Annotated in this window: 25 protein-coding genes; 17 read left to right on the plus strand and 8 right to left on the minus strand. The window is 35.8% G+C overall.

Annotated features, from left to right (window positions below):
• The first annotated feature begins 5 nt into the window (after positions 1-5).
• Positions 6-1253, plus strand: a complete 1248-nt coding sequence (gene xseA / locus MRZ19_RS02935; protein WP_320606501.1) for an exodeoxyribonuclease VII large subunit — start codon at positions 6-8, stop codon at positions 1251-1253.
• Here xseA and MRZ19_RS02940 read toward each other — a convergent pair.
• A complete protein-coding gene (locus tag MRZ19_RS02940; protein ID WP_291030262.1) occupies positions 1246-2019 on the minus strand; it encodes an undecaprenyl-diphosphate phosphatase in 774 nt (257 codons plus the stop codon). The genes xseA and MRZ19_RS02940 overlap by 8 nt on opposite strands.
• Positions 2020-2124: 105 nt before the next feature.
• Between MRZ19_RS02940 and rpmH the strand changes: the two genes are divergently transcribed.
• Genes rpmH through mnmE form a run of 6 tightly spaced genes read left to right on the plus strand, consistent with a single transcriptional unit; the run spans position 2125 to position 6724 of the window.
• Entirely contained in the window at positions 2125-2259 is a 135-nt protein-coding gene (rpmH, locus tag MRZ19_RS02945; protein WP_006801736.1) for a 50S ribosomal protein L34, read from the plus strand.
• 22 nt (positions 2260-2281) lie between these two features.
• Positions 2282-2626 (plus strand): ribonuclease P protein component, encoded by a 345-nt coding sequence (rnpA, locus tag MRZ19_RS02950; RefSeq protein ID WP_291030264.1) that lies wholly within the window; start codon positions 2282-2284, stop codon positions 2624-2626.
• Complete coding sequence (yidD, locus tag MRZ19_RS02955) at positions 2595-2978, plus strand: membrane protein insertion efficiency factor YidD (protein ID WP_291030164.1); 384 nt, start codon at positions 2595-2597, stop codon at positions 2976-2978. The genes rnpA and yidD overlap by 32 nt, the downstream gene beginning before the upstream one ends.
• A complete protein-coding gene (gene yidC / locus MRZ19_RS02960; RefSeq protein ID WP_291030166.1) occupies positions 2971-4599 on the plus strand; it encodes a membrane protein insertase YidC in 1629 nt (542 codons plus the stop codon). Before yidD ends, yidC begins: the two co-directional genes overlap by 8 nt.
• On the plus strand, positions 4580-5335 hold the full coding sequence (locus MRZ19_RS02965; protein ID WP_291030168.1) for a Jag N-terminal domain-containing protein: 756 nt from the start codon (positions 4580-4582) through the stop codon (positions 5333-5335). The genes yidC and MRZ19_RS02965 overlap by 20 nt, the downstream gene beginning before the upstream one ends.
• Positions 5336-6724, plus strand: a complete 1389-nt coding sequence (gene mnmE / locus MRZ19_RS02970; RefSeq protein ID WP_291030171.1) for a tRNA uridine-5-carboxymethylaminomethyl(34) synthesis GTPase MnmE — start codon at positions 5336-5338, stop codon at positions 6722-6724.
• A 16-nt stretch (positions 6725-6740) separates the two neighbouring features.
• Here the strand turns inward: mnmE and MRZ19_RS02975 are convergent, their stop codons facing one another.
• Both MRZ19_RS02975 and MRZ19_RS02980 read right to left on the minus strand, forming a co-directional pair.
• Positions 6741-7052, minus strand: coding sequence for an SMR family transporter (locus tag MRZ19_RS02975; RefSeq protein ID WP_291030266.1), 312 nt, complete (start codon positions 7050-7052; stop codon positions 6741-6743).
• Position 7053: 1 nt separating this feature from the next.
• Positions 7054-7413 (minus strand): multidrug efflux SMR transporter, encoded by a 360-nt coding sequence (locus MRZ19_RS02980; protein ID WP_291030173.1) that lies wholly within the window; start codon positions 7411-7413, stop codon positions 7054-7056.
• A gap of 111 nt (positions 7414-7524) precedes the next feature.
• On the opposite strand from MRZ19_RS02980, the gene aroB reads away from it, so the two are divergent.
• From aroB to MRZ19_RS03005, 5 genes are read left to right on the plus strand one after another with little or no spacing between them, the layout of a single operon-like run.
• Positions 7525-8553, plus strand: a complete 1029-nt coding sequence (aroB, locus tag MRZ19_RS02985; protein ID WP_291030174.1) for a 3-dehydroquinate synthase — start codon at positions 7525-7527, stop codon at positions 8551-8553.
• A complete protein-coding gene (locus MRZ19_RS02990) occupies positions 8553-10238 on the plus strand; it encodes a mechanosensitive ion channel domain-containing protein (protein ID WP_291030268.1) in 1686 nt (561 codons plus the stop codon). The genes aroB and MRZ19_RS02990 overlap by 1 nt, the downstream gene beginning before the upstream one ends.
• Before the next feature lie 26 nt (positions 10239-10264).
• Positions 10265-11536, plus strand: coding sequence for a tRNA (N(6)-L-threonylcarbamoyladenosine(37)-C(2))-methylthiotransferase MtaB (gene mtaB, locus MRZ19_RS02995; RefSeq protein ID WP_291030177.1), 1272 nt, complete (start codon positions 10265-10267; stop codon positions 11534-11536).
• Entirely contained in the window at positions 11523-13199 is a 1677-nt protein-coding gene (locus MRZ19_RS03000; protein WP_291030179.1) for an ATP-dependent metallopeptidase FtsH/Yme1/Tma family protein, read from the plus strand. The genes mtaB and MRZ19_RS03000 overlap by 14 nt, the downstream gene beginning before the upstream one ends.
• 10 nt (positions 13200-13209) lie before the next feature.
• A complete protein-coding gene (locus MRZ19_RS03005) occupies positions 13210-13560 on the plus strand; it encodes a hypothetical protein (protein ID WP_291030181.1) in 351 nt (116 codons plus the stop codon).
• Here MRZ19_RS03005 and MRZ19_RS03010 read toward each other — a convergent pair.
• Positions 13557-13892, minus strand: a complete 336-nt coding sequence (locus MRZ19_RS03010) for a DUF5666 domain-containing protein (protein ID WP_291030183.1) — start codon at positions 13890-13892, stop codon at positions 13557-13559. The two genes, MRZ19_RS03005 and MRZ19_RS03010, sit on opposite strands and share 4 nt — an antisense overlap.
• A gap of 121 nt (positions 13893-14013) precedes the next feature.
• Here MRZ19_RS03010 and MRZ19_RS03015 point away from each other — a divergent pair, with 121 nt between their 5' ends.
• On the plus strand, positions 14014-14937 hold the full coding sequence (locus MRZ19_RS03015; RefSeq protein ID WP_291030270.1) for a tRNA-dihydrouridine synthase: 924 nt from the start codon (positions 14014-14016) through the stop codon (positions 14935-14937).
• Here the strand turns inward: MRZ19_RS03015 and murJ are convergent.
• Positions 14934-16358 (minus strand): murein biosynthesis integral membrane protein MurJ, encoded by a 1425-nt coding sequence (gene murJ, locus MRZ19_RS03020; protein ID WP_291030185.1) that lies wholly within the window; start codon positions 16356-16358, stop codon positions 14934-14936. The genes MRZ19_RS03015 and murJ overlap by 4 nt on opposite strands.
• A 104-nt stretch (positions 16359-16462) precedes the next feature.
• Between murJ and MRZ19_RS03025 the strand changes: the two genes are divergently transcribed.
• Genes MRZ19_RS03025 through tilS form a run of 4 tightly spaced genes read left to right on the plus strand, consistent with a single transcriptional unit; the run spans position 16463 to position 21179 of the window.
• Entirely contained in the window at positions 16463-18250 is a 1788-nt protein-coding gene (locus MRZ19_RS03025; RefSeq protein WP_291030187.1) for a FapA family protein, read from the plus strand.
• Positions 18251-18256: 6 nt separating this feature from the next.
• The gene (gene ruvA, locus MRZ19_RS03030; protein ID WP_366936143.1) at positions 18257-18841 is read left to right on the plus strand and encodes a Holliday junction branch migration protein RuvA; all 585 of its coding nucleotides are present in this window, start codon (positions 18257-18259) and stop codon (positions 18839-18841) included.
• Between the two features lie 12 nt (positions 18842-18853).
• Positions 18854-20185 carry a 30S ribosomal protein S12 methylthiotransferase RimO gene (gene rimO / locus MRZ19_RS03035; RefSeq protein ID WP_291030189.1) on the plus strand — a complete coding sequence of 444 codons (1332 nt, stop codon included), beginning with the start codon at positions 18854-18856 and terminating at the stop codon, positions 20183-20185.
• The gene (gene tilS / locus MRZ19_RS03040; RefSeq protein ID WP_291030274.1) at positions 20178-21179 is read left to right on the plus strand and encodes a tRNA lysidine(34) synthetase TilS; all 1002 of its coding nucleotides are present in this window, start codon (positions 20178-20180) and stop codon (positions 21177-21179) included. The genes rimO and tilS overlap by 8 nt, the downstream gene beginning before the upstream one ends.
• Positions 21180-21203: 24 nt before the next feature.
• On the opposite strand, the gene MRZ19_RS03045 is transcribed toward tilS, so the two are convergent.
• Genes MRZ19_RS03045 through nikC form a run of 3 tightly spaced genes read right to left on the minus strand, consistent with a single transcriptional unit; the run spans position 21204 to position 23488 of the window.
• Positions 21204-21974 (minus strand): dipeptide/oligopeptide/nickel ABC transporter ATP-binding protein, encoded by a 771-nt coding sequence (locus MRZ19_RS03045; protein WP_291030191.1) that lies wholly within the window; start codon positions 21972-21974, stop codon positions 21204-21206.
• Positions 21958-22686, minus strand: coding sequence for an ATP-binding cassette domain-containing protein (locus MRZ19_RS03050; RefSeq protein ID WP_291030193.1), 729 nt, complete (start codon positions 22684-22686; stop codon positions 21958-21960). The genes MRZ19_RS03045 and MRZ19_RS03050 overlap by 17 nt, the downstream gene beginning before the upstream one ends.
• Complete coding sequence (gene nikC, locus MRZ19_RS03055; RefSeq protein WP_291030195.1) at positions 22679-23488, minus strand: nickel ABC transporter permease subunit NikC; 810 nt, start codon at positions 23486-23488, stop codon at positions 22679-22681. The genes MRZ19_RS03050 and nikC overlap by 8 nt, the downstream gene beginning before the upstream one ends.
• Positions 23489-23492 lie beyond the last annotated feature (4 nt).

Here is a 23492-nt window from a genome sequence, read left to right on the forward strand (position 1 = left end):
TTAAAATGATGCAAACTCTTAGTGTTAGTGAGCTAAATGCGCAAATTAAAAGCCTTCTTGAAACGACTTTTGTGCAAGTTAGTGTGATTGGAGAAGTGAGTAATTTTACGCACCATTCAAGCGGGCATTTGTATTTCACGCTAAAGGATAAGAATTCTTCTTTAAAATGTGTGATGTTCCGTGGAAATGCTAGTAAGCTTAAATTTAGGATTGAAGAGGGTATGGAGCTAACCCTAGAAGGCGTTATTAATGTGTATATTCCGCGCGGAGAATACCAATTAAATTGTCTTAATGCTTATCCAAATGGGCTAGGATCTTTGTTTTTAGCCTATGAGCAACTTAAAGAAGAGTATAAAACAAAGGGTTATTTTGCCAATAAAAAACCTTTGCCAAAATTCCCTAAAAAAGTCGCACTGCTTACTTCAAGCACGGGGGCTGTGTTGCAGGATATGTTAAGCATAGCAAAGAAGCGATGGAATCTTATAGAGTTTGTGTTGTTAAATACGCTTGTGCAAGGTGATGGCGCAAAAGAGAATATTGCGGAGAATATTAAAATTGCAGATACTTTAGGGCTAGATTGTATCATTATTGCTCGTGGTGGAGGAAGTTTTGAGGATTTATGGGCATTTAATGAGCCCCTTGTGATTGAGGCAATTTATCAAACTAAGACTCCCATTATCTCAGCAATTGGTCACGAGCCAGATGTTGTGCTTAGCGATTTTGTAGCGGATTTGCGCGCACCTACACCTTCTGCGGCAATGGAATTGTTATTGCCAGATCAAAACGAATGGTTAATGCGTTTAGACGCATTGCAAGCAGATTTGGATAAATTTTTAGTGCGCACTTTGCAAGTCAAGATGCTAGAGCTTCAAAGATTAAGGGAGAAACTCAACCAAAATCCCTTTTTTGATAAGATTATACAATTGCAGATACAATGCAAACAGCAAGGAATATTTTTAACGCAAATTATAGAGCATAGGCTTTCTCTTTGTGTCTTAAAACTGCAAACCCCAAGTGTGCAAATGCACTTAAGCATTCAGCAAAAATTAGTACAATTCCAAACACAATTAAAAGTTTTAAAAGCGCAAATGGAATCTAAAAATCCAGAAAATTATCAACAAGAAGGTTATGTTTGCGCATTGAGTCAAGGTAAAAAGATAAAAAAACTTGCGGATTTAAATTTGGATTCCATTATAGAATTACAAGATAAAAGTGCAATAATCAAAGCAAAAGTAAAAGAAATATTTAAATAACTTCTAAATAATATAAAAATACAATTCCTAGAATAATGCGATAAATTCCAAAAGGGATAAAATTAAAACGGGAAATAAAATTTAAAAACAATTTAATAGCAAGCAATGCGCTAAAAAAGGCAATGATAAATCCAGTGCCTAAAATCAATGCGTTATCTACATTTAAAACTTCGTGATTTTTATAAAGGCTATATGCGCTTGCTAAAATCATTGTAGGAAGTGCTAGTAGAAAGGAAAATTCTGTGGCGACTTTGCGATTGCAGCCTAGAAGCAATCCTCCAATGATTGTAGCTCCACTGCGTGAAGTCCCAGGAATCATCGCTAGAGCTTGAAAAAGTCCAATTAATAGAGCTTGTTTGTAAGAAATCGCATTGACATCAGATGTAGTGTGTTCCTTTTCTTTATAATAGAATTCTAAAGCAATCAAAACAACTCCTCCTAAAATCAGCATAATAGATACTGTAATGGGGGCAAAAAGTGCTTTAATATGGGAATAAAATAGGAATCCTAAAATCCCAGCAGGCAAGAAACCAATGCCAAGCTTTATCCATAGATATAAACTCTTATTGAAGAGTCTTTCAAAAAAGATGAAAATGACTGCTAAAATAGAACCAAGTTGTATCACAACTTCAAAGGTTTTGTGGAAGTTATCTTGTGGAATCCCTAGTAATTCTGAAGTTAAAATTAAATGCCCTGTTGAAGAGATTGGCAAAAATTCTGTTAAGCCTTCTACGATTCCTAAAATGATTGCATAAATAAAACCCATCATACCGCCTTTGTAAAGTTATAAATTGTAGCACACTTGCGCACTTTTTATCAAGTAAATTTAGTTTTAAGTAAAACCAAGTTACAATAAAAGCTTATTTTTAAGATGAAAAGAACATATCAACCACATAATACACCACGCAAGCGCACACACGGATTTAGAGTAAGAATGCAGACTAAAAATGGTCGTAAAATTATCAATGCTAGACGCGCAAAGGGTAGAAAAAGACTAGCAATCTAACTCCCTTTAGGATTGCGTTTTGGTGACATTGCACACAAGACAAGATTTTGATCGTGTTTATAAGAGTCAAAAGCGATGGCATAGCTCTCATTTCGTTTTATTTTTTAGGGAAAATGCACAGCACAAAAGGGTTGGGTTTTCTGTCTCAAAAAAGGTGGGTAATGCAGTGTGTCGTAACCGCATTAAGCGTAGATTGCGCGCTGTTTATCGGGAGTCTATGCTAGATTTGGTAAGCGGGGATATGATTTTGTTAGCAAAAAGTGGATTAGATAAGGTTGCATATAAAACCTTGCAAAACAACTATGAATATGCGCTGGCACGGCTTGGTTTGAGAGATGGTAAGAGTAGCTTGTCTTTTTGTGATTAAGAGTTATCAGCGTTATATTTCTCCCTTACTTGGGGCAAATTGCCGTTATTATCCAAGTTGTTCAGAATACGCTAAGCAGTTGTATTTATTTCAAAATCCTTTGGTTGCGACTTTTAAAACATTGAATAGAATTTTATCTTGTAATCAGTTTTTTCAAGGGGGTATTGTCTATCCTAGCGTTTATCTATCTTTGCGGGTTAGTGTTTTTAAGCCTTGTTTAGTAAAATATTGGCTAGTTCCTGATGGTATGCCAAATTGTGTTTTTTCCAATATCCCAAATGGTGCTTTTTTAAAGATTAAATCCCAAACATTTCAAATTATTAAAAACTCTCCAAAGGTTTCTCGTGTTTAATAAAATTAATGAATTAAGCTCTCAAACTAGAATTATCATTGCGGTTGTTTTAGCACTTGCATTTTTTGTGCCTTATAGTTATTTTTATCAACCTCAGACACAAGAGAGTGCAGTTGTATCTAATGCTAAAGTTGCTCCTGATGCGCCAAGCATTCAAGATTCCGTTGCTACGGCTAATGTAACAGCACCTGTAAATGTCCCTATGGAAGCAAAAGATTCCACAATCATTGCAACGATTGAAGCAGAAGGCTTTAGTTATCAAATTGATAGGTTAGGTAGAATTGCAAGAGTGGAGCTAAAAGAAGACAAGTATCAAAAGGATTCTGCCCCGCTTTCTTTATTTCAAGAGGATGTAGTTAACCAAAGCAATCCAAAGATTTTAGAGATTCGTTTCTCTGATGCTATTTTAAATAATCAAGCATTAAATTCTCCCTATACTACAAGTGTGAGTCATTTAAAACTTAACGATGCGCCACAGAGCTTAACGCTTACCCAAGAGTTAAATGGCGTTATAGTCCAAAAGATTCTAACTTTCTATCCCAATGGTTATTATAAGGCAGCCATTCAGATTCCCCAAGATCACATTTATTTTGTATCGCCCGGAATGCGTCCGAGTGTGGAAAATGATGCCTTTGTCTTTAAGGGCGTGATTGTTAAAGAAGCAGATGACACCATTACAACAATAGAAGATGGTGATGCTAAAGGGCAGGTGAATTTTGCTAATGCAAAGATTTTAGCAGCAGTAGATCGTTATTATACGACGCTTTTGTTTAACCAAGCAGGATTAAGCGCAACGGTATTAGGGAATGCCAATGAAGATCCAATGCCTTTTATTATCGGAAATGGTGAGTTGGTGCTAGAAGGTTATATTGGACCAAAGAATAATCGTTTATTGGAATCTATTAACCCGCTTTTAACTGATGTTGTGGAATATGGTGTGATTACATTTTTTGCAAAGCCTTTATTTTTGCTTTTAGAGAAGCTTTATGATTTTTGTGGGAATTGGGGTTGGGCGATTATTTTATTGACTTTAATTGTTAGAATCGTGCTTTATCCTTTGACTTATAAGGGAATGGTGTCTATGCAAAAATTAAAAGAGATTGCACCAAAGATGAAAGAATTGCAGCAAAAATACAAAGGTGATCCACAAAAACTTCAAATGCATATGATGGAGCTTTATAAAAAACACGGCGCAAATCCTATGGGTGGATGTTTGCCGCTGCTTTTGCAAATCCCAGTATTTTTTGCAATTTATCGTGTGTTGTTTAATGCTATTGAGCTTAAAGGGGCGGATTGGTTACTTTGGATTACGGATTTATCGGTGATGGATCCTTATTTTGTGTTGCCAATTTTAATGGGTGCAACAATGTATTTGCAGCAGCATTTAACGCCAACAGCATTTAACGATCCTATACAAGAAAAAATCTTTAAATTTTTACCATTGATTTTTACAATTTTCTTTGTAACTTTTCCATCAGGGCTTGTATTGTATTGGTTTGTTAATAATGTTTTTTCAATCTTACAACAACTCTTAATCAACAAGTCTTTAGAGCGCAAAAAAGTAAGAGAAATCGCCGAGCATAAACATAAAAAGCGTGATGATGAAAAAGATAGAAGCTAAAACTCTAGAGGATGCGCTAATAATTGCTGCAAATACATTTAATTGCTCTGTGGTGGATTTGGAATATGAGATTATTCAAAACGCATCTAAGGGGTTTTTAGGTTTTGGCAAAAAGCAGGCTGTGATTTGCGCACAGCTTAAAACTATGGAATCTAAAAAGATTAAAAGCATTGCAAAAGATTCTATTAGGGATGATTTTTTAGAATCTAAAAAGGAAGCACAAAAAGAACAGCAAGAGAAAAAGAATAAAAAGTCTGCCTTTACGCAAGAGGATTTGCAAGCAATTGCAAAGGTTGTGCAAAAAGAACTTGATGCGCTTTTGGCGATGTTGCCTTATGAGCTTGATGGTGTATTCGTGGAGCCTTATGATGAAAATACGCTGTATGTGAAAATTGATGGTGAAGATTCCGCTCTGTTAATTGGCAAAGAAGGCTATCGCTATAAGGCAATTTCGTATTTGATTTTTAATTGGATAAATCATACTTATGGCTTAATGCTTCGCCTTGAAATTGCCGAGTTTTTACGCAATCAAGAAGAAATGATTGCAAATTATCTTTTGCCAACTATTGAGAGCGTAAAATTAACCGGTAAGGCGCAAACAAAGCCTTTAGATGGTGTGCTAGCGCATATTGCTCTAAAGCAGTTGCGTGAGCAGTTTCCGGATAAATATGTTACCTTTCGTTTAAATGGTGAAGGGGAGCGTTACATTATTATTAATACTTTTTATCATTCTTAAATGTTAAATAACGACACAATTGTAGCTCCAGCAACAACTTATGGACATTCCTCTTTAAATGTTTTACGCTTAAGCGGCAATAATGCTCTTTTTATCGCTGCAAAGCTTGCTAGGCTTGATTTTAATAGCATTGAAAATTTTATTAAACCGCGCATTGCAAGGCTAACTAAAATCTATTTTGAGAAGGGTTTGCTTTTAGATGAATGTATTCTTTTGTATTTTAAAGCTCCAAATAGCTATACAACAGAAGATGTGGTAGAGTTTCAATGTCACGGCGGAAGTTTTATAGCGCAAAATATTTTACAAGAGTGTCTAAAACTTGGTGCAAGGCTTGCAAATCCTGGGGAATTTACAAAGCGCGCATTTTTAGGGGGGCGTATTGATTTATCGCAAGCCCAAGCAATAGCAAAACTCATAGAATCCCAAAATGCAAATGCACACCAAATGCTAATGCGCCATTTAAAAGGTGAGATGCAGGATTTTTGTGAGGATTTGCGCACAACTTTAATTAGTTTTCTAGCACATAGTGAGGTTTTTATTGATTATGCTGATGAAGAGTTGCCGCAAGATTTGTTAGGAAATTTAGAGAAAGAATTACAAGCAGTGTTAAAAAACCTCAATGCACTTTTAGAGCAGTCTAAAAATAAAAGAATGCTTTTTGATGGTTATAAGCTTTGTATTATAGGCAAGCCAAATGTGGGGAAAAGCTCTTTGCTTAATGCGCTTTTGCGTAGGAATCGTGCCATTGTCAGTGATGTTGCAGGAACAACGCGTGATAGCATTGAGGAAAATTTTATGTTAGGCGGGCATTTATTGCGTTTAATTGACACTGCTGGGATTAGAGAAAGTGCTGATGTGGTGGAGAGTGAAGGGATTAAAAGAAGTTTAGAGAAGGCAAAAGAGAGTGATTTATTGCTTGTTTTATTTGATGGCTCGCTTCCTTTAAGTGCGGAAGATTTTCAAATTATTGAACTTTTAAAAGCCTATAAAGAGCAAAAAAAGATTCTAGTTTTAATCAATAAAACAGATTTAAAAATGCAATTAGATTCCAAAGTTTTAGATGCGTTTAATCCCTTGTTATTAAGTTTAAAAGGGGATTTGCTAAGTGAAGATTCCTTGCTTGAGCGATTTAAACTTAGATTAGAAGAGCTTTTGGATACAAATCAAAAGTTGGAATCGCTTTTGTTGGTTTCTGAATATCAATTCCAAGCGGTGCAAAATTGCATTAGCGCATTAAAAAGCTCTCTTAATCCGCTTGAAAATGGAGAACTAGAGCTTTTTAGCTTCCACATTAATGAAGCATTGCGCGCAATTTCTTCTATCACTAAGCCTTATGAATATTCTGAAATGCTAGATGCAATGTTTAGTGATTTTTGTCTAGGGAAATGATAGGGTATTGCTAGGATTATGCTGTTTTTAGCGTAATGACTGCGATGATGATGATAAGGATTCCAACCCATCCAATAGGCTTTAATTTTTGTTTGAAAAAATACCAACCACCCAAAGTCGTGCCTAAGATTCCAATGCTTCCCCAAAGTGTGTAAGCTACTGCTAGTTTCATACTTTCTAGGCTTAAAGCAAGGAGATAAAAGGCAAGCCACACTAATAAAACTGATATTGCCCCCCATTTAAAATTTTTAAATCCATCAGATTTGTTAAGTGCTAGATTTGCAACAATGTCTAAGAGTGCCGCTAAAACAACATAGAGTAAGTAGATGTTAAACATTTTTGTTTCCGTTATTGCTGTGCGTATCACCTAAATTGACAAGAAAAATTCCAAGAATTGCAAGAGCTAAACCAATATACTCTTGTGTTTTTAGTGAAGTTCCAAAGACGAAAATGGCAATGATTGTAATAAGACTAAGTCCTACAATCTCCCAAATTGCATAAGCAATGCCCACACTAATTTTGCGGATAGAAAGCGACATAAAATAATAGGCAATTCCTATCATAATAAACATAAATGCATAGACAAAAAGTGGATTGTTTTGGCTATCCCCTTGTGTGGAGTTCATAACAGAAACTCCAAGCACTTCACAGATGATTGCTACAATCAAAAACATCCAAGCCTTTAGCATTGTTTCTCCAAAAATAGTAAGGATTGCAAAAGGCAAAAATTATAGCACAAAAGGATAGATAAAACAAAAAATAGCTACAATTGGAATCAAAATCTTGTTGAAAGGTTTAGCGTGGAATCAAAGATTCATTTGCCGCATTACACAATCTCTTTTGGAAAGTTACCAAAACTCGCATTTGATACAAAAGTTTTGATTGTTACAAATCCAAAAATTGCAGGTTTGCATTTGCCAACACTTTTGGCAAAATTGCAAGCAAAGGAAGTGTATTGCCACACAATCGCTGATGGTGAGATTTATAAGGATTTTAAAAGTGTGGAATCTATTTTAGAAGCTGCATTTAACCATCGCTTAGACAGAAAATCTTTAATGATTGCCTTAGGGGGAGGTGTGATTGGAGATGTGGTAGGATTTGCTGCGGGGATTTTTATGCGTGGGATTGACTTTATTCAGATTCCAACAACGCTTTTAGCGCAAGTGGATTCTAGTGTTGGTGGAAAAACCGGAATCAATAATGCTTTTGGAAAGAATCTTATTGGGCTTTTTCATCAGCCAAAAGCGGTGTTTATTGATGCGCAATTTTTGCACACACTGCCACAAAGAGAATTGAGTGCAGGGCTTGCAGAAGTAGTAAAAAAGGCGGTGTGTTTTGATAAAAATTTTTTTAAAGTTTTAGAAGAGTTGGATTGCAAGGATGAAAGCGCATTATTAGCAGTGATTCAAAAAGCTGTTGGCATTAAAGCCCAAGTTGTTAGGGAGGATGAAAAAGAGCAAGGAATTCGTGCTGCACTCAATTATGGACACACTTTTGGGCATAGCATTGAGCTAGAAAGTGGGTATGGAAAGTTTTTGCACGGAGAGGCAGTTGGAATTGGAATGGTGATGGCAAACACACTTGCGCTTGCACTAAATCTCATCACACAAAAAGAGTTTGATGCAATAAAAGCCCTTTTGGAAAAATTTAGGATTCCAACAGATTATGCTATTAAAAATGTGGAATCCTTTTATGGAAATTTCTTTTTGGATAAAAAAAGTCTTAATTCTCGCATTAAATTTATCTTACCAAAGAGCATTGGGGGAGTTTGTTTTAAAAATGATATTCCAAAAGCATTAGTGCTTGATGTTTTAAGAGAATTTGCTTGATGCGTTTTATAATTTTTGCTTTTATTTTTGCGTGTGGTTTTGCCTTTGGTGTAGGCACAATTGCTGATGATATTAAAGCCATAAAGTCCCTAGAATTAGAGATTACAAATGCAAACCATTTTTTAGAGGATGCTAATAATTTGTGGATGAAGCGATATTCAAATTATCAATCCTACCAACAAGTTTTAGCAAATCTTACCCACACGCAAGAAGCAATTGCTAAGTTAGAGAGTAAGCCAAAAACTCTTGCAATGCGCGATGAGTTAAGTGTTTTAAAGCGCAATCTAACAGCATTTGAACAGCAAAAAAAGGCTTTAGATATTTATAAGGATTTGCCCTTTAGGGAATTAACAGAAGCAAAAGAGCTTGAAGAGATGCCAAGCGTTACAAATCCGTTATTAATTGTGCGTGCGTATTCTTATATTAAAAAGGCTGATGAGGAATTAAAGATTTTAAATGCAAATTACAAAAGCTTAAAGAAGAATCTTGAGTGGTTAAATCAAAAGGATTCCGCACTTAAGGGCTTATTAGAAATTTACCAAACTGCATCTAATAAAGATGGGTTAAGCAATCTGTGCCATTCAAATAATTGTCTTTTTGCGACTAAAGAAGAGGTAATAAAGGCTTATGAGGAGAATCTAAATGCACTCACTGTGCTGGAAACTACAAAAGAGGTTTTTAACACAACTTTAGAGATTTTTAACAAGGAAACACAAGAGAATAAAGTGCGTTTATTAGAACAGGTAAAGGTGCAGTTTTTCAAAGGGATTTACATAGGAATTACAATTTTAATTCTTATTGGAATCGCATTCTCACTTAAGCTTGGTGTGCGTAAATACATTCACGATCACGAACGCATTTACACAACAAATAAAATCATTAATTTTTTAAATATCACATTGATTGTGATTATTTTGCTTTTTTCTTATCTTGATAATGTGGGCTATCTTGTTACGGTGCTAGGATTTGCATCTGCTGGTTTAGCTATTGCGATGAAAGATTTATTTATGTCTGTGCTTGGTTGGATTGTGATTGTTGTAGGTGGTGCTGTGCACGCAGGAGATAGAATTAAGGTGATAAAAGATGGGGCGGTGTATGTAGGGGATGTGTTAGACATTTCTGTGCTTAGAATTACGCTTTATGAAGACATTACGCTAACAACTTATACAGAAAATCGCCGTGCAGGAAGGATTATTTTTGTGCCTAATAATTTTGTCTTTACCACAATGTTTTCAAACTACACGCACGGGGGAATGAAAACGGTGTGGGATGGGATTGATTTTACTATTACCTTTGATTCTGACCACGCAAGGGCTTGCCACATTGCAAGAGAATGTGCGAAAAAATATGCCAAAGGCTATACAGACTCCACTCGTAAGCAATTTGCAAAATTACGCGATAGATTCACTTTGCGCAATACAAATGTAGAACCACGTGTGTTTAGTTTGCTAGAACAAAATGGAATTAAAATTTCTGTGTGGTATCTTACTAATGCTTATGCGACTTTAGCATTGCGTAGTAGTATTAGCGCAGAGATTATCAATGTAATTTTAGCAGAACCAAACATCCAAATTGCCTATCCTAGCACAACGATATATGAAGGAAGGCGAAAGATTCCACAAGAAGAAACCTTTAAGGGCGTGCGTGTGGGAGATGGTGGGATTCCACCTGTAAATTTTAGTTAAAAAGAATTTGATTGTAAAGAGAATTAATGATAAAACAAAAAGTATATTTTAAAACCTTTGGCTGTCGGACAAATTTGTTTGATACGCAAGTGATGATTAATGCGTTAAAAGACTTTACGCAAACGCCTTATGAAGAAGAGAGTGATATTGTGGTGGTGAATTCTTGCACGGTTACAAATGGTGCTGATAGTGGTGTTAGGAATTATATTAACCGCTTGCAAAATGAAGGCAAAAGGATTTATTTTACAGGCTGTGGCGTGCAAACACAGGGGCGGACACTTTTGGATAAAGGGCTTGTTAGTGGAGTGTTTGGACACTCACATAAAGAAAAAATCAACACGCTTTTAAAAAAGGATTCCAACTTTTTTTTAAGTGATGATTTAGAATCTTTAGAGAATGAAATTTTAAGTGATTTTATAGGTAAAAGTCGTGCATTTATCAAAATACAAGAGGGTTGTGATTTTGCGTGTTCGTATTGCATTATTCCTAGTGTGCGTGGTAGGGCTAGAAGTTTTCCGCAAGAGAAGGTTTTAAAACAAGTGGAGCATTTAGCGCAAAAGGGTTTTAGTGAGTTTATTATCACAGGCACTAATATGGGAAGTTGGGGGAAGGATTTTGGTTTAAAGATTGCCACGCTTGTGGAGTCTTTATGTGCAATCTCAACCTTAAAGCGTCTAAGAATTGGAAGTTTAGAGCCATCACAAATTGACGCACATTTTTTAAATGCATTAGAAAATCATAAGATTGAACGCCATTTGCATATCGCTTTGCAACACACTTCTCCTAAAATGCTAAAGATTATGAATCGTTGCAACACTTTTGAAAAAGACTTAGAATTATTTAATACATTAAGTGAAAAAGGATTTGCATTAGGGAGTGATTTTATTGTAGGGCATCCTGGAGAAAGTGAAGAAATATGGAAAGAAGCATTTAAGAATTTTTGTAAATTTTCTTTAACACATTTGCATAGTTTTATTTACTCTCCGCGCGATAATACACCTTCTGCGTTGCTTAAGGATAGAATTAATGGAAATACTGCAAAGGAGAGAAAAAGACAGATTGAAGAAAAGGTGCAGGAGAATAATTTAAAGTTTAGAAAAGCATTGTGTGAAAAAAGGATTCCTTTAAATGTTTTGATTGAAGATGTAGCATTACAAGATTCTAATTATGTCGCACAAGGTTTTGATGAATATTATAATAAAGTTCAAATTATTTCTAAAAAGCCTATTTTAAAAGATAGTTGGATAAAGATAGAAAGCTTTAGCCCAAAAATGGATAAAAATTATGCAGAAATTTAAAGCCTTATATGTCGGAATTCTAGCAATTTTCTTAGCTGGAATCTTATTTGGTGTGATGTTTTTAAAACAAGATGTGCGTTTAATTAGTGCAATAAAACTCCAAAGTTTATTAGAACAAAATCTCCCAGAAATTGTAACTATTAAGGGAGAGTATTTGTATTTTACACTCAATGGGCAGCGATATAAGATTGCAAAAGAGAGTGTGGATTTACAAGCCCTTGGACAAAAAGTTCCTTTAGAGATTAAGGAGGAATGGAGTTTGTGGCGCAATGCAGTGGAAATTATTGCGATTTTTGGTGCAGTGTTTATGGTGCTCTTATTTTTCTTTGCCTTTAAACAGAGTAAAATCGCACAAAGTAAACCAAAGCCAAAAGAGGATTCCATAAGCACTCCAAATGTTGCTAAAACTCTAGTAAGCGATGCTTTTGCCCTCCATCACATTAAGCCAATTAGTTCAAATGTTACTTTTGCTGATGTTGCTGGGATTAGTGAAGCAAAAAATGAATTAGAAGAAATCATTGATTATTTAAAATCTCCTAAAAAATACCAAGATTTTGGTGTTAAACTCCCTAAGGGTGTGCTTTTAGTAGGTGTCCCCGGAGTTGGAAAAACACTGATTGCAAAGGCGTTAGCTGGCGAGGCACAAGTGCCGTTTTTTTATCAAAGTGGGGCAAGTTTTGTGCAAATTTATGTGGGAATGGGTGCAAAAAGGGTGCACGATTTATTCACAAAGGCGAAATTAAATGCACCCTCTATTGTGTTTATTGATGAAATTGATGCGGTGGGTAAGGCGCGTGGAAATATGCGCAATGATGAAAGAGAAGCGACACTTAATCAGCTTTTAACAGAGATGGATGGGTTTGAGGATAGTTCTGGAGTGATTGTTATTGGTGCTACAAATAATATGGAATCTCTTGATGAAGCGTTATTGCGTAGTGGGAGATTTGATAGAAGGATTTTTGTAGAGTTACCAAATTTGCAAGAACGCATTAAGATTTTGCAAGTGCATACACGCAATAAGCGCTGTGATTTTGATTATGAGGAGATTTCTAAGCTTTGTGTGGGTTTTAGTGGTGCTGCACTTGCATCGCTGATTAATGAAGCAGCCCTTTGTGCGATTAAAAGGGGTTCGGAAGTTATTACCAAAGAGGATATTTTAAGTGTGCGTGACAAAGTAATGCTAGGGGTGCGTAAAAAATTAAGCTTTAGCGATAAAGAGCGTGAAATTTTGGCGTATTATCAAGCGGCAAAGGCATTTAGTGCATATGCCCTAGAAGTTCCTTTTGAAAAAATTACTTTAATGAGCGATGGGTTAAAGTATGCTGATAAAGAGTTTTTGAGTAAAAATGAAATGGAAAGTCAAATCAAGATTCATTTATCTGGAATTGCGGCTTTAGAGTTACTTTTTGAGGAACGCTATTCGCACGCAAAGGTGGATTTAGATAGAGCAAAAACAATTGCGCATAAAATGGCGGAATCTTATGGAATGGGGGAGTATCTTTTAGGGCGTGAAGAAGATGTGTTAAAAATTTTGGAAAATTGTAAAAATGAGCGTTTTAAATTTTTTAAGAATTATCGTTTGATTTTAGATTCCATTAAAAATGCACTTTTGACAAATGAAAAGTTAGAGTATGTTGAAGTTGGTAATATTATTAATGCGTAAGTGATTTTCAATGAGTGTGTTTTTTGGACAGAGTGAAAAGCTGGAATCCTTTTTTAAGATTCCACAATATTTATATGGAGATTTTAGCGTTTTTGGGGTGGATGTCCATTGTAAAGAAGCGGTGGAATTTTCATTAAAAAGATTAAAAGAAAATCGGCGTATAGAAATCTTGGTGCTTACGCATTTGGGATTTAAAACAGGGTTTCAAGATTTCTTAAAAAATCTACATTTAAAAGACTTGCAAGCAATCCGAGCTTTTGGGACTAAAATTTACTTTTTTTTAAAGGAGTCAAAAAGGAATCCACAATTGGAAACCTATAAGAGTCTAGCAGAAAATGGGATTGTTTTTTGTATGTATTAATAGGATTTTTGTCTGCATTCCCATTCTATGCTTTTTGCAACTAAGCTTCCATTTGCCTGAGGTAATGCTTCTACTTCTACAAACATTCCTGTTTTTAAGGCACTAAATTCTTCGCGAGTATCCTTGCCAAAAATTCCGCAATCATCACCTTTAAGCTTAGTATGAGGGAGAACTTGAACGATAATTTCTCTGTTTGCGCTAGAGAGAGAAATTATTTTTTGGGCATTATCAATTTTTGTAATTTGTCCGTAAATTTCAATATCAGAATCTGCTAAAAGTTGGGAGAGAGAGAAGCTTAGAATGAAAGCTCTAATTAGAATTTTTTTGAACATTTTGCATCCTTATTTTGATTTAAGAGAGTTAGATTTTACCAAGATTTTGTTAATATTGCATTAATTTTTATAGGACAAATAAAGGTTTATTTTGGAATCCCTTATTAAGAGAAACACATTAATGTTAGCCCCCTTAGCGGGGTATAGCGATTTACCCTTGCGTGAGGTGGCAAAGAAGTTTGGGGCAGATATTACGGTGAGTGAAATGATTAGTGTGCACGCCTTGGCATTTAAAAATAAGAAAACACTTAAAATGGTAGAAAAATCTCCCCTTGAAACACCTTTTGCTCTGCAGATTGCAGGCAATGATTTTAGTATTATTAAGCGTGCGGTAGAATATTTAAATACTTTAAAGAATGAAATCCAAATTTTAGATTTAAATTGCGGTTGTCCAGCTCCTAAGGTTTCTAGCCACGGCAGCGGTAGCTCCTTGCTTAAGGATTTAAAGAAATTGGTTGAGATTTTAAGCTTTGTTAAAGAAATTAGCGAGATTCCTTATTTAAGTGTGAAAGTGCGTTTAGGCTTTGACAAAAAGATTCCTTTAGAAATTGCGCAAGCTTTAAAGGATGCTCCTATTGATTATGTTGTGGTGCATGGGAGAACAAGAGCAGATGGTTATAAAAAGGAAAAAATTGATTATGATTCTATTGCGCTTATAAAGCGGAATCTAAAAGTTCCACTCATTGCAAACGGAGAGATTAATAGCGTTAAAAAGAGCCAAGAAGTTTTAGAAATAACAGGGGCTGATGGTGTGATGATAGGGCGTGCGGCGGTGGAGAAACCTTGGATATTTGCACAGATTAAACAAGGGAGTGTTGCTGAGAGTGTAGAGTTAAGAAAATGTGTTGTGCTAGAGCATTTTGACCGGATGGTTAGTTTTAGAGGGGATTATGGTGCGATTATGTTTAGAAAAAATCTACACGCCTATTCTAAAGGACTAAAGGGTGCAAGTGAGTTTAGAAGCAGGGTAAATGCAATCACAGAGCCTCCGCTAATGCGTGAAGCAATTTTAGAGTTTTTTAATGCAGCAGAATTTGAAAGTTAAATCTTAAAAATGTATTGTTTAAAACCTAAAATCACTAGGTATTCTAATCCCAAAAGCCCACAAGTGATGCAAATCAGTTTTAAATTCCATAGGATTTTAAAAAATTTTTGCCAGCTAAAATAATGTAGCGTCAAAAAAAACACCACAAATCCGCTAATGCTCCCAGCAAATGCTAATCCAACTGCTCCAAAAAATTGCATTAAAATTAGTGAAAAGATGGTGCCAACAAGTAAGGAAAAGGCTGAAATTTTTGCCGCTAGAGCTTGCTTGCTGTAAGAATAAAGCCACAAAGAAAAAATCCTAGAAAGCCCAAAGGGCAGTAGTCCTATTAGATAAGCCCCAAACACGCTAGCACACATTAAAGTATCCTCGCGCGTAAATTTGCCACGCTCAAAGAGTAGCCAAATCATCTCATCTTTTAAAAGGGTTCCACCTAGCGTGCAAAGACTAAGTAGGACAAAAAGCAGCCAAAAGGATTTTGCAAGCGCATTAATTGCTTCTTTTTCTTTAGATTCCTTGATGTATTTAGCGACTAAGGGAAAAAGTGCAGTGGATGTTGCAATGGCAAAAACGGCTAGTGGGAGTTGGAAAATGCGATTTGCATAGTAAAGATAGGAGATTGCACCGCTTGCTAAAAAAGATGCAAGCAATGTGTCAATAAAAGATGCAATTTGTGCAGTGGAGCTTCCAAGCATTGCGGGGAAAAACTGCTTGAAGAACTGCTTTATACTTGCATTAATGCTGTTTTTGCGATTCTGTTTTGTGGAATCCTTTAGCTCTTTAGCTCCACAAAAAAGCAATTTTAAAAAACCTAAATTATACATAGGAATAAAGTGTAAAGCAATTTGTGCAATACCCCCAGCAAGAACTCCATAGCTTAGAATTAAAACCGCTTCATAAGCTTCGCTATTTTGTGCTAGCAAAAGGGAAATAATCATTGCAAGATTTAAAAGAGCAGGAGAGTATGCCCAAGCAGTGAAATTGCGTTTGTATTGTAGCATAGCCCCAAAGAGTGTAACAATAAAAACTAAAGGCAAATACCAAAAATTTATTGCAACTAAAGGTGCAGTGAGCGCAATAAGCTCTTTAGAGAATCCAAAGGCTAGAAGTTTAGTGATTGGCTCACTAAATAGAGAAACAAAAAGACAAAGGGCTAGCAAAATTGTGCAGAAAATTAATCCAATTTTTAATGCAAAGCCTCCGCGCAAGCGCGCTTTAAAAAATCCGGGCAAAAAGGATTGATTAAATGCGCCTTCTCCAAAAATACGGCGAAAGAGATTTGGTAGCTTAAAAGCAACAAAAAACATATCGCTATACATTCCAGCCCCTAAAGTGTTAGCAGTGAGCAAATCACGGAAGAAGCCTAGAATCCTAGAAGTTAGGATTCCGCTAGAGTTGGTGAAAAAGCCTTTTAGAAACATTGCGCATTCTCTTTTTTGTGATGAAAATCAAAAATTTAAATTAAACTTATAGCAAGATTTGGCTAAAATTAGATGTTTATTTTTACATAAAAGGTTTTAGAGATATGTTAAAAAAGGGTTTGCATCTATTTAAACCTTATTCTATTAATGCATGTGAAGACATTAAATTTGCTATCAAGCAAGTGGCTTCGCAGTATAAGTGTGATGCAGATTCTTTTGACTTTGAACTTCAAGCAATCACAACTTATAAAAAAAATCTTTATGGCTATACATTAGAGCAAATTGATAGGGATGCTGTTGATGTGTTTTTGCAAAGATATGACAATATGTTGGAGCCAAACCTAATTGTTTCTCAGCGTTATTGCATTTTGATAAAAAAAAGAGAGTGCAAGGAAAAGCGATTCCATTTAAGTGCGGATAAAGGCTTTAGTGAAGCGTTTTTGTATTTTCATTGTGGTTTTACTTATAATAAAGAAGAGTTTGAAAATCTCTATGCGCAAATTAAAAAAGCAAAAGTATGGAATAAAATTCTGTGTTTTGATGAACAAAGAGAAAAAAAAGCACTAAGGGAATTTTTAGCAACATTAGTATATCCCCTTAAGGAAGAAGTGCGTTATTTATTGGTGCGTGGAATCAATTTGCTTGCGAGTGTTGAAGCGGCATTGGAGTTTAAGAAAGACATTAGTTTGCAATTCCAGACAATATCAAAAAATGAAGTCATTTGCGAGTATCAAAAGCCATTAGAGGGAAAGCCCGGCAGAAATATCCGCGGAGAGTATGTTGTGCCGCAAACTCCTAAAACAGAAGGGCAGATTTGTAGTTTAAAATATGATAGAGCCAGCATTATTCCTGTGGAATATCCCTGTAAGATTTCTTTTAAGAGCGCAATTGGTGGAATCTTAAAATATGAAGATGAATTTTTAAGCATTGAAGACACTCTAAGGACACAAGAGGTTTCTTTTAAGACGACTGGTTCTTTAATAGGAACAATTGATAGCGGGACGATTATTGATATTGTAGAAACAAATAGAATGAAAGAAGCCCTAGGGCAGGGAATGAAAATCCAAGCGGGGGAAGTTAATATTGAAGGCAATGTGGGACCTGATGCGATTGTGCATTCTAAAAAAGTGCGTGTTGGGGGATTAACACATCAAAGCGCAAAGATTTATGCAGATGATGTTGAGGTTGCAACGCATAAGGGATACATTAAGGGCAGGAATATTCAAGTTGCAATGCTAGAAGCAGGGATTATTGAAGGTAAAAAAGTAGAAGTGGAGGAAATGTATGGAGGCAAGATTTATGCAGAAGAAATTGTGATTCAAACTTTGCATTCCAATGCGTTTTTGTATGCTACAAAGAGCATTCGTATTGTGTGTATGCAAAAGGGTGAGAATAAGTTTTTTCTAGCAGCAAATTATAGCCCTAGCCATAAAGAGCAATACAATACCCTTCTAGCACAAAAAAACGATTCCATTAAGGAAGCGATTCGTTTAACAAAAGAATTGAAGTTGGAGAGTTTAGAATTAATCAAACTTAAGGAAACTGCTGAGGAAGTGCGTAAGATTTTAATCCAATACAAAGATACACAAACAAAACCCCCAAGCCATCTGCTAGAGAAGTTTGAAACCTATCACAAACGCATTGTGGCGTTGCGCGAAAAAAGAGAAAAGATTAACCGCTTAAGCGAAGGTTTTAAAAATGCGCGCGATGCATTAGTTAAGCTAGATAAGCAAACAGAGAATGCGACTATTAGCATTGAGAGTGGGTGGGTAGGATATAATGAGGTGCATTATACCTTTTATGCGCCAAGCAGAGAATTGCTTTGCATTCCAAAGCCCGGTGAGCCTTCAAAGGTTGTTTATACAAATAATAAAATAGAATTAATCTTATAAGGAAGGATGATGATTATTGCATTAGAAGGAGAGATTTTTTTTAAAGAACCCACGCGCATTGGATTAAAGTGTGCTGGGGTTGTATATGAAGTCTTTGTTTCTCTTCAGGCGTCTCATCAAATGCAGCAGAACATAGGAGAAAAGTTAACTTTGCACACCACGCAAATTATCCGCGAAGATGCACAAATGCTTTTTGGTTTTGTAGAATTGCTAGAAAAAAATTTGTTTGAACGCTTGATTAAAATCAATGGAGTGGGACCAAAAGTTGCAATGGCAATTCTCTCTACTTACACGCCCCAAACCTTTGCAAAAGTAGTAGAGAGCAATGATATAAAATCAATGCAACGCGTGCCGGGTATTGGACAAAAGGGAGCTGGGAGAATCTTAGTGGAGCTCTCTGGGTGGTCGCTAGATTTAGTGCAAGGGGATAGCTTAAGTGTGTCAAAGGATTCCAACTTGCAACAAGTGGTTTTAGCCCTAGAGTCTTTAGGCTATAAAAATGATGCGATAGCAAAGGCGACGAAGGGATTAGAGAATGATGAAGTAGGCGCAATGGTAAAGGCGGCTTTAAAACGCTTGCAAACATTATAATTTAGGATAAAAATGAGTAAAAAATTGCATTTAATTTCTTTAGGTTGCACGAAAAATTTAGTGGATAGCGAAGTGATGCTTGGGCGTTTAAGCACTTATGAAAACACGCAAGATGTAAGTGAAGCTGATGTTGTAATCGTTAATACCTGCGGTTTTATTGAAGCAGCAAAACAAGAGAGTATCCAAACGCTATTAAACGCCCTAGAAGCTAAAAAAGATGGAGCGATTTTAGTGGCAAGTGGCTGTTTAAGTGAGCGTTATGCAAAGGAGTTAAAGCAAGAGATTCCAGAGATTGATATTATCACAGGCGTTGGGGATTATGATAAGATTGATGTGATGATTGAATCGCGCAAAAGGGGTGAAGAGATTTGTCAAAGTCAAAATGGCGTGTTTTTAGCCGATGAAACAACTAAGCGCGTGATTAGCGGCTCAAAAATCCACGCATACATTAAGCTCTCAGAAGGCTGTAATCAAAAATGCAGTTTTTGTGCGATTCCAAGTTTTAAAGGCAAATTGCACTCACGCACACTAGAATCCACGCTTAAAGAAGTGCAAAATTTAGTCAAACAAGGCTTTAGAGATTTTAGCTTCATCTCCCAAGATTCTAGCTCTTATATGCGCGATTTAGGCGTTAAAGATGGACTTGTTGCGTTGATTAAGGGGATTGATAAGCTCGTTGAAAATGGCTTAGAGCTTAGAAGTGCTAGGATTTTATATCTCTATCCTTCTACTACTTCAAAGGAATTAATTCAAGCCATTTGTGATTCTAAAGTCTTTGTTAATTATTTTGATATGCCCTTACAGCACGCAAGTCCTAGTGTGTTAAAAACTATGGGAAGAAGCCATCATTTTAAAGATTTATTAAAAGCTATGCGCAAAACTCCAAATAGCTTTATACGCACAAGTTTTATCCTTGGACACCCCGGCGAGAGTGAGAGTGATTTTGATGAGCTTTGTGCGTTTATTAAAGCATTTCCTTTTGATAGAATGAATCTTTTTGCCTTTTCTAAAGAAGAAGGCACAAAAAGTGCGGAAATGGAGCAGATTCCACAAAAGACTATTAATGCGCGTTTAAAGGTGGTGAATGCGATTTTTACCAAGCAGTATCAAGCGGATTTAAAGGCGCTTGAAGGCAGAGAGATTGTAGCAATTATTGAAGGAAAGTCAGAAGAGTCAGAATATTTTTATAGCGCAAGGGATGTGCGCTTTGCTCCTAGCATAGATGGGGAGATTTTAATCAATGATTCCTTGCTTGAAGGTGCGCTTGAAGCGGGGTATTACAGGGTTAAGATTACAGAAGTGGTGGGGGAAAATGTGCTTGGGCGTGTGATTGCGCGTGCTTAGGCTTGAATTTTTAGAATTTTTAAGGGATGGGCGGAATCTTTTAGCCTTTTCAGCAGGGGTGGATTCTAGCGCATTGTATTTTTTGTTGCGTGAGCGTGGAATTTCTTTTGATGTGGCGATTGTGGATTATGGGATAAGGAAGCAATCTAGGCTTGAAGTAGAGAGGGCTAAAACGCTTTGTTTTTGGGACAAGAGGCAGTGCTTTGTGAAGGTTGCAGAGCCGATTTTAAAGGATTTTGAACACACAGCACGCAAGGTGCGCTATGCTTTTTTTGAAGAAATTATCAAAGAGCAGGATTATTGCAATTTGATTTTAGCGCATCAGTTAAATGACGCTTTTGAATGGTTTTTAATGCAGTTTTGCAAGGGTTCAAGTTTGCTTACAATGCAGGGCTGCTATGAAAGGCAGGGGATTGTGGATTATAGGGTGGTTAGACCGCTGCTTAAAATTTCAAGGCAGGAAATTTTAGAGTATTTAAGAAAGCAGAGAATTTTTTATTTTGAAGATTTTAGCAATTTAGATTCCAAGTTTTTGCGCAATGCTTTTAGGAGTAGGTTTAGCAATCCATTATTAGAGAGCTTTAAAGATGGAATCGCTTTTAGCTTGGAGCAATTAGAGAATGAAATTGTAGATGTAAAGCCATTTAGGATTCCCTCTTTAGAGCCTTTTTATGTCTTTAGAAATGGAAGTGTGGAACAAATTGATAGGGCGTGTAAAATGTGTGGAATCTTGTTATCACGCACACAGAGATTGGATTTAAAAGCCCGCTTAGGGGGAGAATTTTCTGTGGTGTTACAGGGTAGAATTAGCATAGAAAAGTTTTGGGATAGAATTTTTATTGCACCTTTTAATGTGCGTGCAGTTGCGATTCCAAAAGAATTTAAAGAAAAATATCGCAAGCTTAGGATTCCAAAGCGGTTTAGATTATTTTTAGAAAATGCAAGAGCATTAAACAAGCTTGAAGCAGTGCTAGTTAAATTAAAGGGAGTGTGATGGCAAATTTTATGCACTAAGAATTTAGAATTGATGGAATAAATTTGCGTTACAGATTTCTTTAAAAAACCCATTTTTATCACGCAAAATAGCATTTTGTAAGCCTTCTTCTATATCTGTTTTAAAGACTATTTTTCCTTGGTGTAACACAATAATTTCTTGGCAAAATTGCAAAATAATCCGTATATCGTGTGAAATTACAATGAAAGTCATTCCAAGCTTTTTTTGCAATTCTCTTAATTCTGTGATAATTTGCATTTGTAGATGTGTGTCTAAATTAGATAATGCTTCATCTAAGATTAAAACTTTTGGTTTTAAAGCAATGCTTCTTGCAATTGCGATTCTTTGTTGTTCTCCCCCGCTAAAAAATGCACTTCTTTTGTCTAAATACTCTAAGCGCAGTCGCACCATTTGCGCTAAGTTTTTGCTTGCTTGATTGGAATCCTTAAGTGTTTCAAAATTTCTAATGCCTTCAAGCAGACATTCTTTTGCGCTAAATCTAGGATTTAAAGAGCTTTGAGGATCTTGAAAAATTGCTTGAATATTTTTTTTTATTAAGGGATTGTAATGCTCTGTGCCAAAAATTTCTATGCGTCCTGTTTTTGGCTTTTCTAAACCTAATAAAAGACGCGCTAAAGTTGATTTGCCCGCTCCATTTTTTCCTAAAATTCCTAGGTTTCTATCCTTTTTAAGAGAGAAGCTAATGTTTTCTAAAGCAGTGTGCTTTTTCTTAGAGAAAAAATTTCCTTTCTGGTAACATTGTGATACATTTTGCACTTTAATTAATTCCTGCACTAAAATCTCCCCATAATGTTTTGTAGAGTTTTTGATTTTCTTCTAAGATTTCTTTTGTTTTTGCCATTTTTGGCTGTTTTAAAACTTCTTTGAGGGAACCTGTTTCAATAATCTTTCCACTATCTAAAACAATGACTCTATCCGCAATTTTTGCAGCCATTAATAAGTCGTGTGTGATAAAAAATAATCCAAACCCTAATTGCTTTTGTAGATTTAAAAGCAAATTGATAACTTTCCACACGCCAATGCTATCCAAATCGCTTGTCATCTCATCAGCAAAAATCATCTGCGGTTGAATGCTAAGAGCAAGGGCAATCATTATTCTTTGGAGCATTCCTCCGCTTAATTCAAAGGGATACATACTAAGAATATCTTGTGTCAATTCCACTTCTTCTAAATAAAATTTTTCTTCTTTAATGTTTCTTGCTCTAAAAGTTTCTAAAAAATGCTCTTTTATTGTATAGATTTCATCAAAACAACTTGCAGGGTTTTGTAGGATAACTCCTATCTTTTCTTCATTGACTTTGATTGTTCCTTGTGTGATTTTTAGATTCTGTGGTAATAGATTTAAAATGCTTCGCATTAAAAGGCTTTTTCCGCTTCCACTCTCGCCAATTAAAGCAACCCTTTCTCCCTTTTTAATCTCTAATGTAATGTTATTTAAAATCACCCTATCTTCACTAGCAAGAGATAAATTTTGCACTTTAATCATTTTTAACCTTTAAGGAATCTAAGGAATATTTATCTCTTAATGCTTCCCCTAGAGTGTTAAATATCGCAACAGAAATAAGAATGCAAAGACCTGGATACACCATTAAATAGGGGTGCTCCATTACATAAGGGGAAAAATCTTGAATCATCACTCCCCATTCTGGAGTAGGGGCTTGCACGCCAAGTCCAAGAAATGATAAACTAGCAATATGCAATAGCATATGTCCAAAATCAAGGGTAATTAAAATTACCATTTGCACAAAAACATTTGGCAGGATATAGCGTAGTAAAATCTTAATTTCGCTAACACCTAAAACTTTTGCTGCTTGTATGTATTTTTGTGTTCTTAATTCTAAGACAATGCTTCTTACCATTCTTGCATACCAAGCCCAATGCGTTAAAGCAATGGCTAAAATAACATTTTCTAATCCAACGCCTAAGAATGCAATTAAAAATAAAGAAAGCACAAATGTGGGAAATGTCAAAAACACATCACAAATTCTCATCAGAATACTATCTATGCTACCCCCTTTGTATCCTGCAAACATTCCTACACTAAAGGATGTTACAAGAATTAATGCAAAGATTGCAAAAAGACTAAAAAACGAAGTCCTAGCACCATAACCCAAGCGGCTTAAAATATCTCTTCCTAAATGATCAGTGCCTAACCAATGCTCAAAGCTAGGGGGCAATAGCTTCATATCTAAATCTCCAGAGCTTGGATCATAGGGAAAAATAAATGGAGCAAAAATAGCAACTAGAAGTATAGAAATGGCAAGAAAAGCAGAAATTCTTAAGCGCATACCC

Source organism: Helicobacter sp. (assembly GCF_022770205.1).
Taxonomy (GTDB): Bacteria; Campylobacterota; Campylobacteria; order Campylobacterales; family Helicobacteraceae; genus Helicobacter_D.

Bases quoted from the DNA above. Each gene is read 5' to 3' on its own strand.
- xseA (WP_320606501.1), top strand. From the start codon at position 6: ATGATGCAAACTCTTAGTGTTAGTGAGCTAAATGCGCAAATTAAAAGC.
- MRZ19_RS02940 (WP_291030262.1), bottom strand. From the start codon at position 2,019: ATGGGTTTTATTTATGCAATCATTTTAGGAATCGTAGAAGGCTTAACA.
- rpmH (WP_006801736.1), top strand. From the start codon at position 2,125: ATGAAAAGAACATATCAACCACATAATACACCACGCAAGCGCACACAC.
- yidD (WP_291030164.1), top strand. From the start codon at position 2,595: ATGGTAAGAGTAGCTTGTCTTTTTGTGATTAAGAGTTATCAGCGTTAT.
- MRZ19_RS02965 (WP_291030168.1), top strand. From the start codon at position 4,580: ATGAAAAAGATAGAAGCTAAAACTCTAGAGGATGCGCTAATAATTGCT.
- mnmE (WP_291030171.1), top strand. From the start codon at position 5,336: ATGTTAAATAACGACACAATTGTAGCTCCAGCAACAACTTATGGACAT.
- MRZ19_RS02980 (WP_291030173.1), bottom strand. From the start codon at position 7,413: ATGCTAAAGGCTTGGATGTTTTTGATTGTAGCAATCATCTGTGAAGTG.
- MRZ19_RS02990 (WP_291030268.1), top strand. From the start codon at position 8,553: ATGCGTTTTATAATTTTTGCTTTTATTTTTGCGTGTGGTTTTGCCTTT.
- mtaB (WP_291030177.1), top strand. From the start codon at position 10,265: ATGATAAAACAAAAAGTATATTTTAAAACCTTTGGCTGTCGGACAAAT.
- MRZ19_RS03000 (WP_291030179.1), top strand. From the start codon at position 11,523: ATGCAGAAATTTAAAGCCTTATATGTCGGAATTCTAGCAATTTTCTTA.
- MRZ19_RS03005 (WP_291030181.1), top strand. From the start codon at position 13,210: ATGAGTGTGTTTTTTGGACAGAGTGAAAAGCTGGAATCCTTTTTTAAG.
- MRZ19_RS03010 (WP_291030183.1), bottom strand. From the start codon at position 13,892: ATGTTCAAAAAAATTCTAATTAGAGCTTTCATTCTAAGCTTCTCTCTC.
- MRZ19_RS03015 (WP_291030270.1), top strand. From the start codon at position 14,014: ATGTTAGCCCCCTTAGCGGGGTATAGCGATTTACCCTTGCGTGAGGTG.
- murJ (WP_291030185.1), bottom strand. From the start codon at position 16,358: ATGTTTCTAAAAGGCTTTTTCACCAACTCTAGCGGAATCCTAACTTCT.
- MRZ19_RS03025 (WP_291030187.1), top strand. From the start codon at position 16,463: ATGTTAAAAAAGGGTTTGCATCTATTTAAACCTTATTCTATTAATGCA.
- ruvA (WP_366936143.1), top strand. From the start codon at position 18,257: ATGATGATTATTGCATTAGAAGGAGAGATTTTTTTTAAAGAACCCACG.
- rimO (WP_291030189.1), top strand. From the start codon at position 18,854: ATGAGTAAAAAATTGCATTTAATTTCTTTAGGTTGCACGAAAAATTTA.
- MRZ19_RS03050 (WP_291030193.1), bottom strand. From the start codon at position 22,686: ATGATTAAAGTGCAAAATTTATCTCTTGCTAGTGAAGATAGGGTGATT.
- nikC (WP_291030195.1), bottom strand. From the start codon at position 23,488: ATGCGCTTAAGAATTTCTGCTTTTCTTGCCATTTCTATACTTCTAGTT.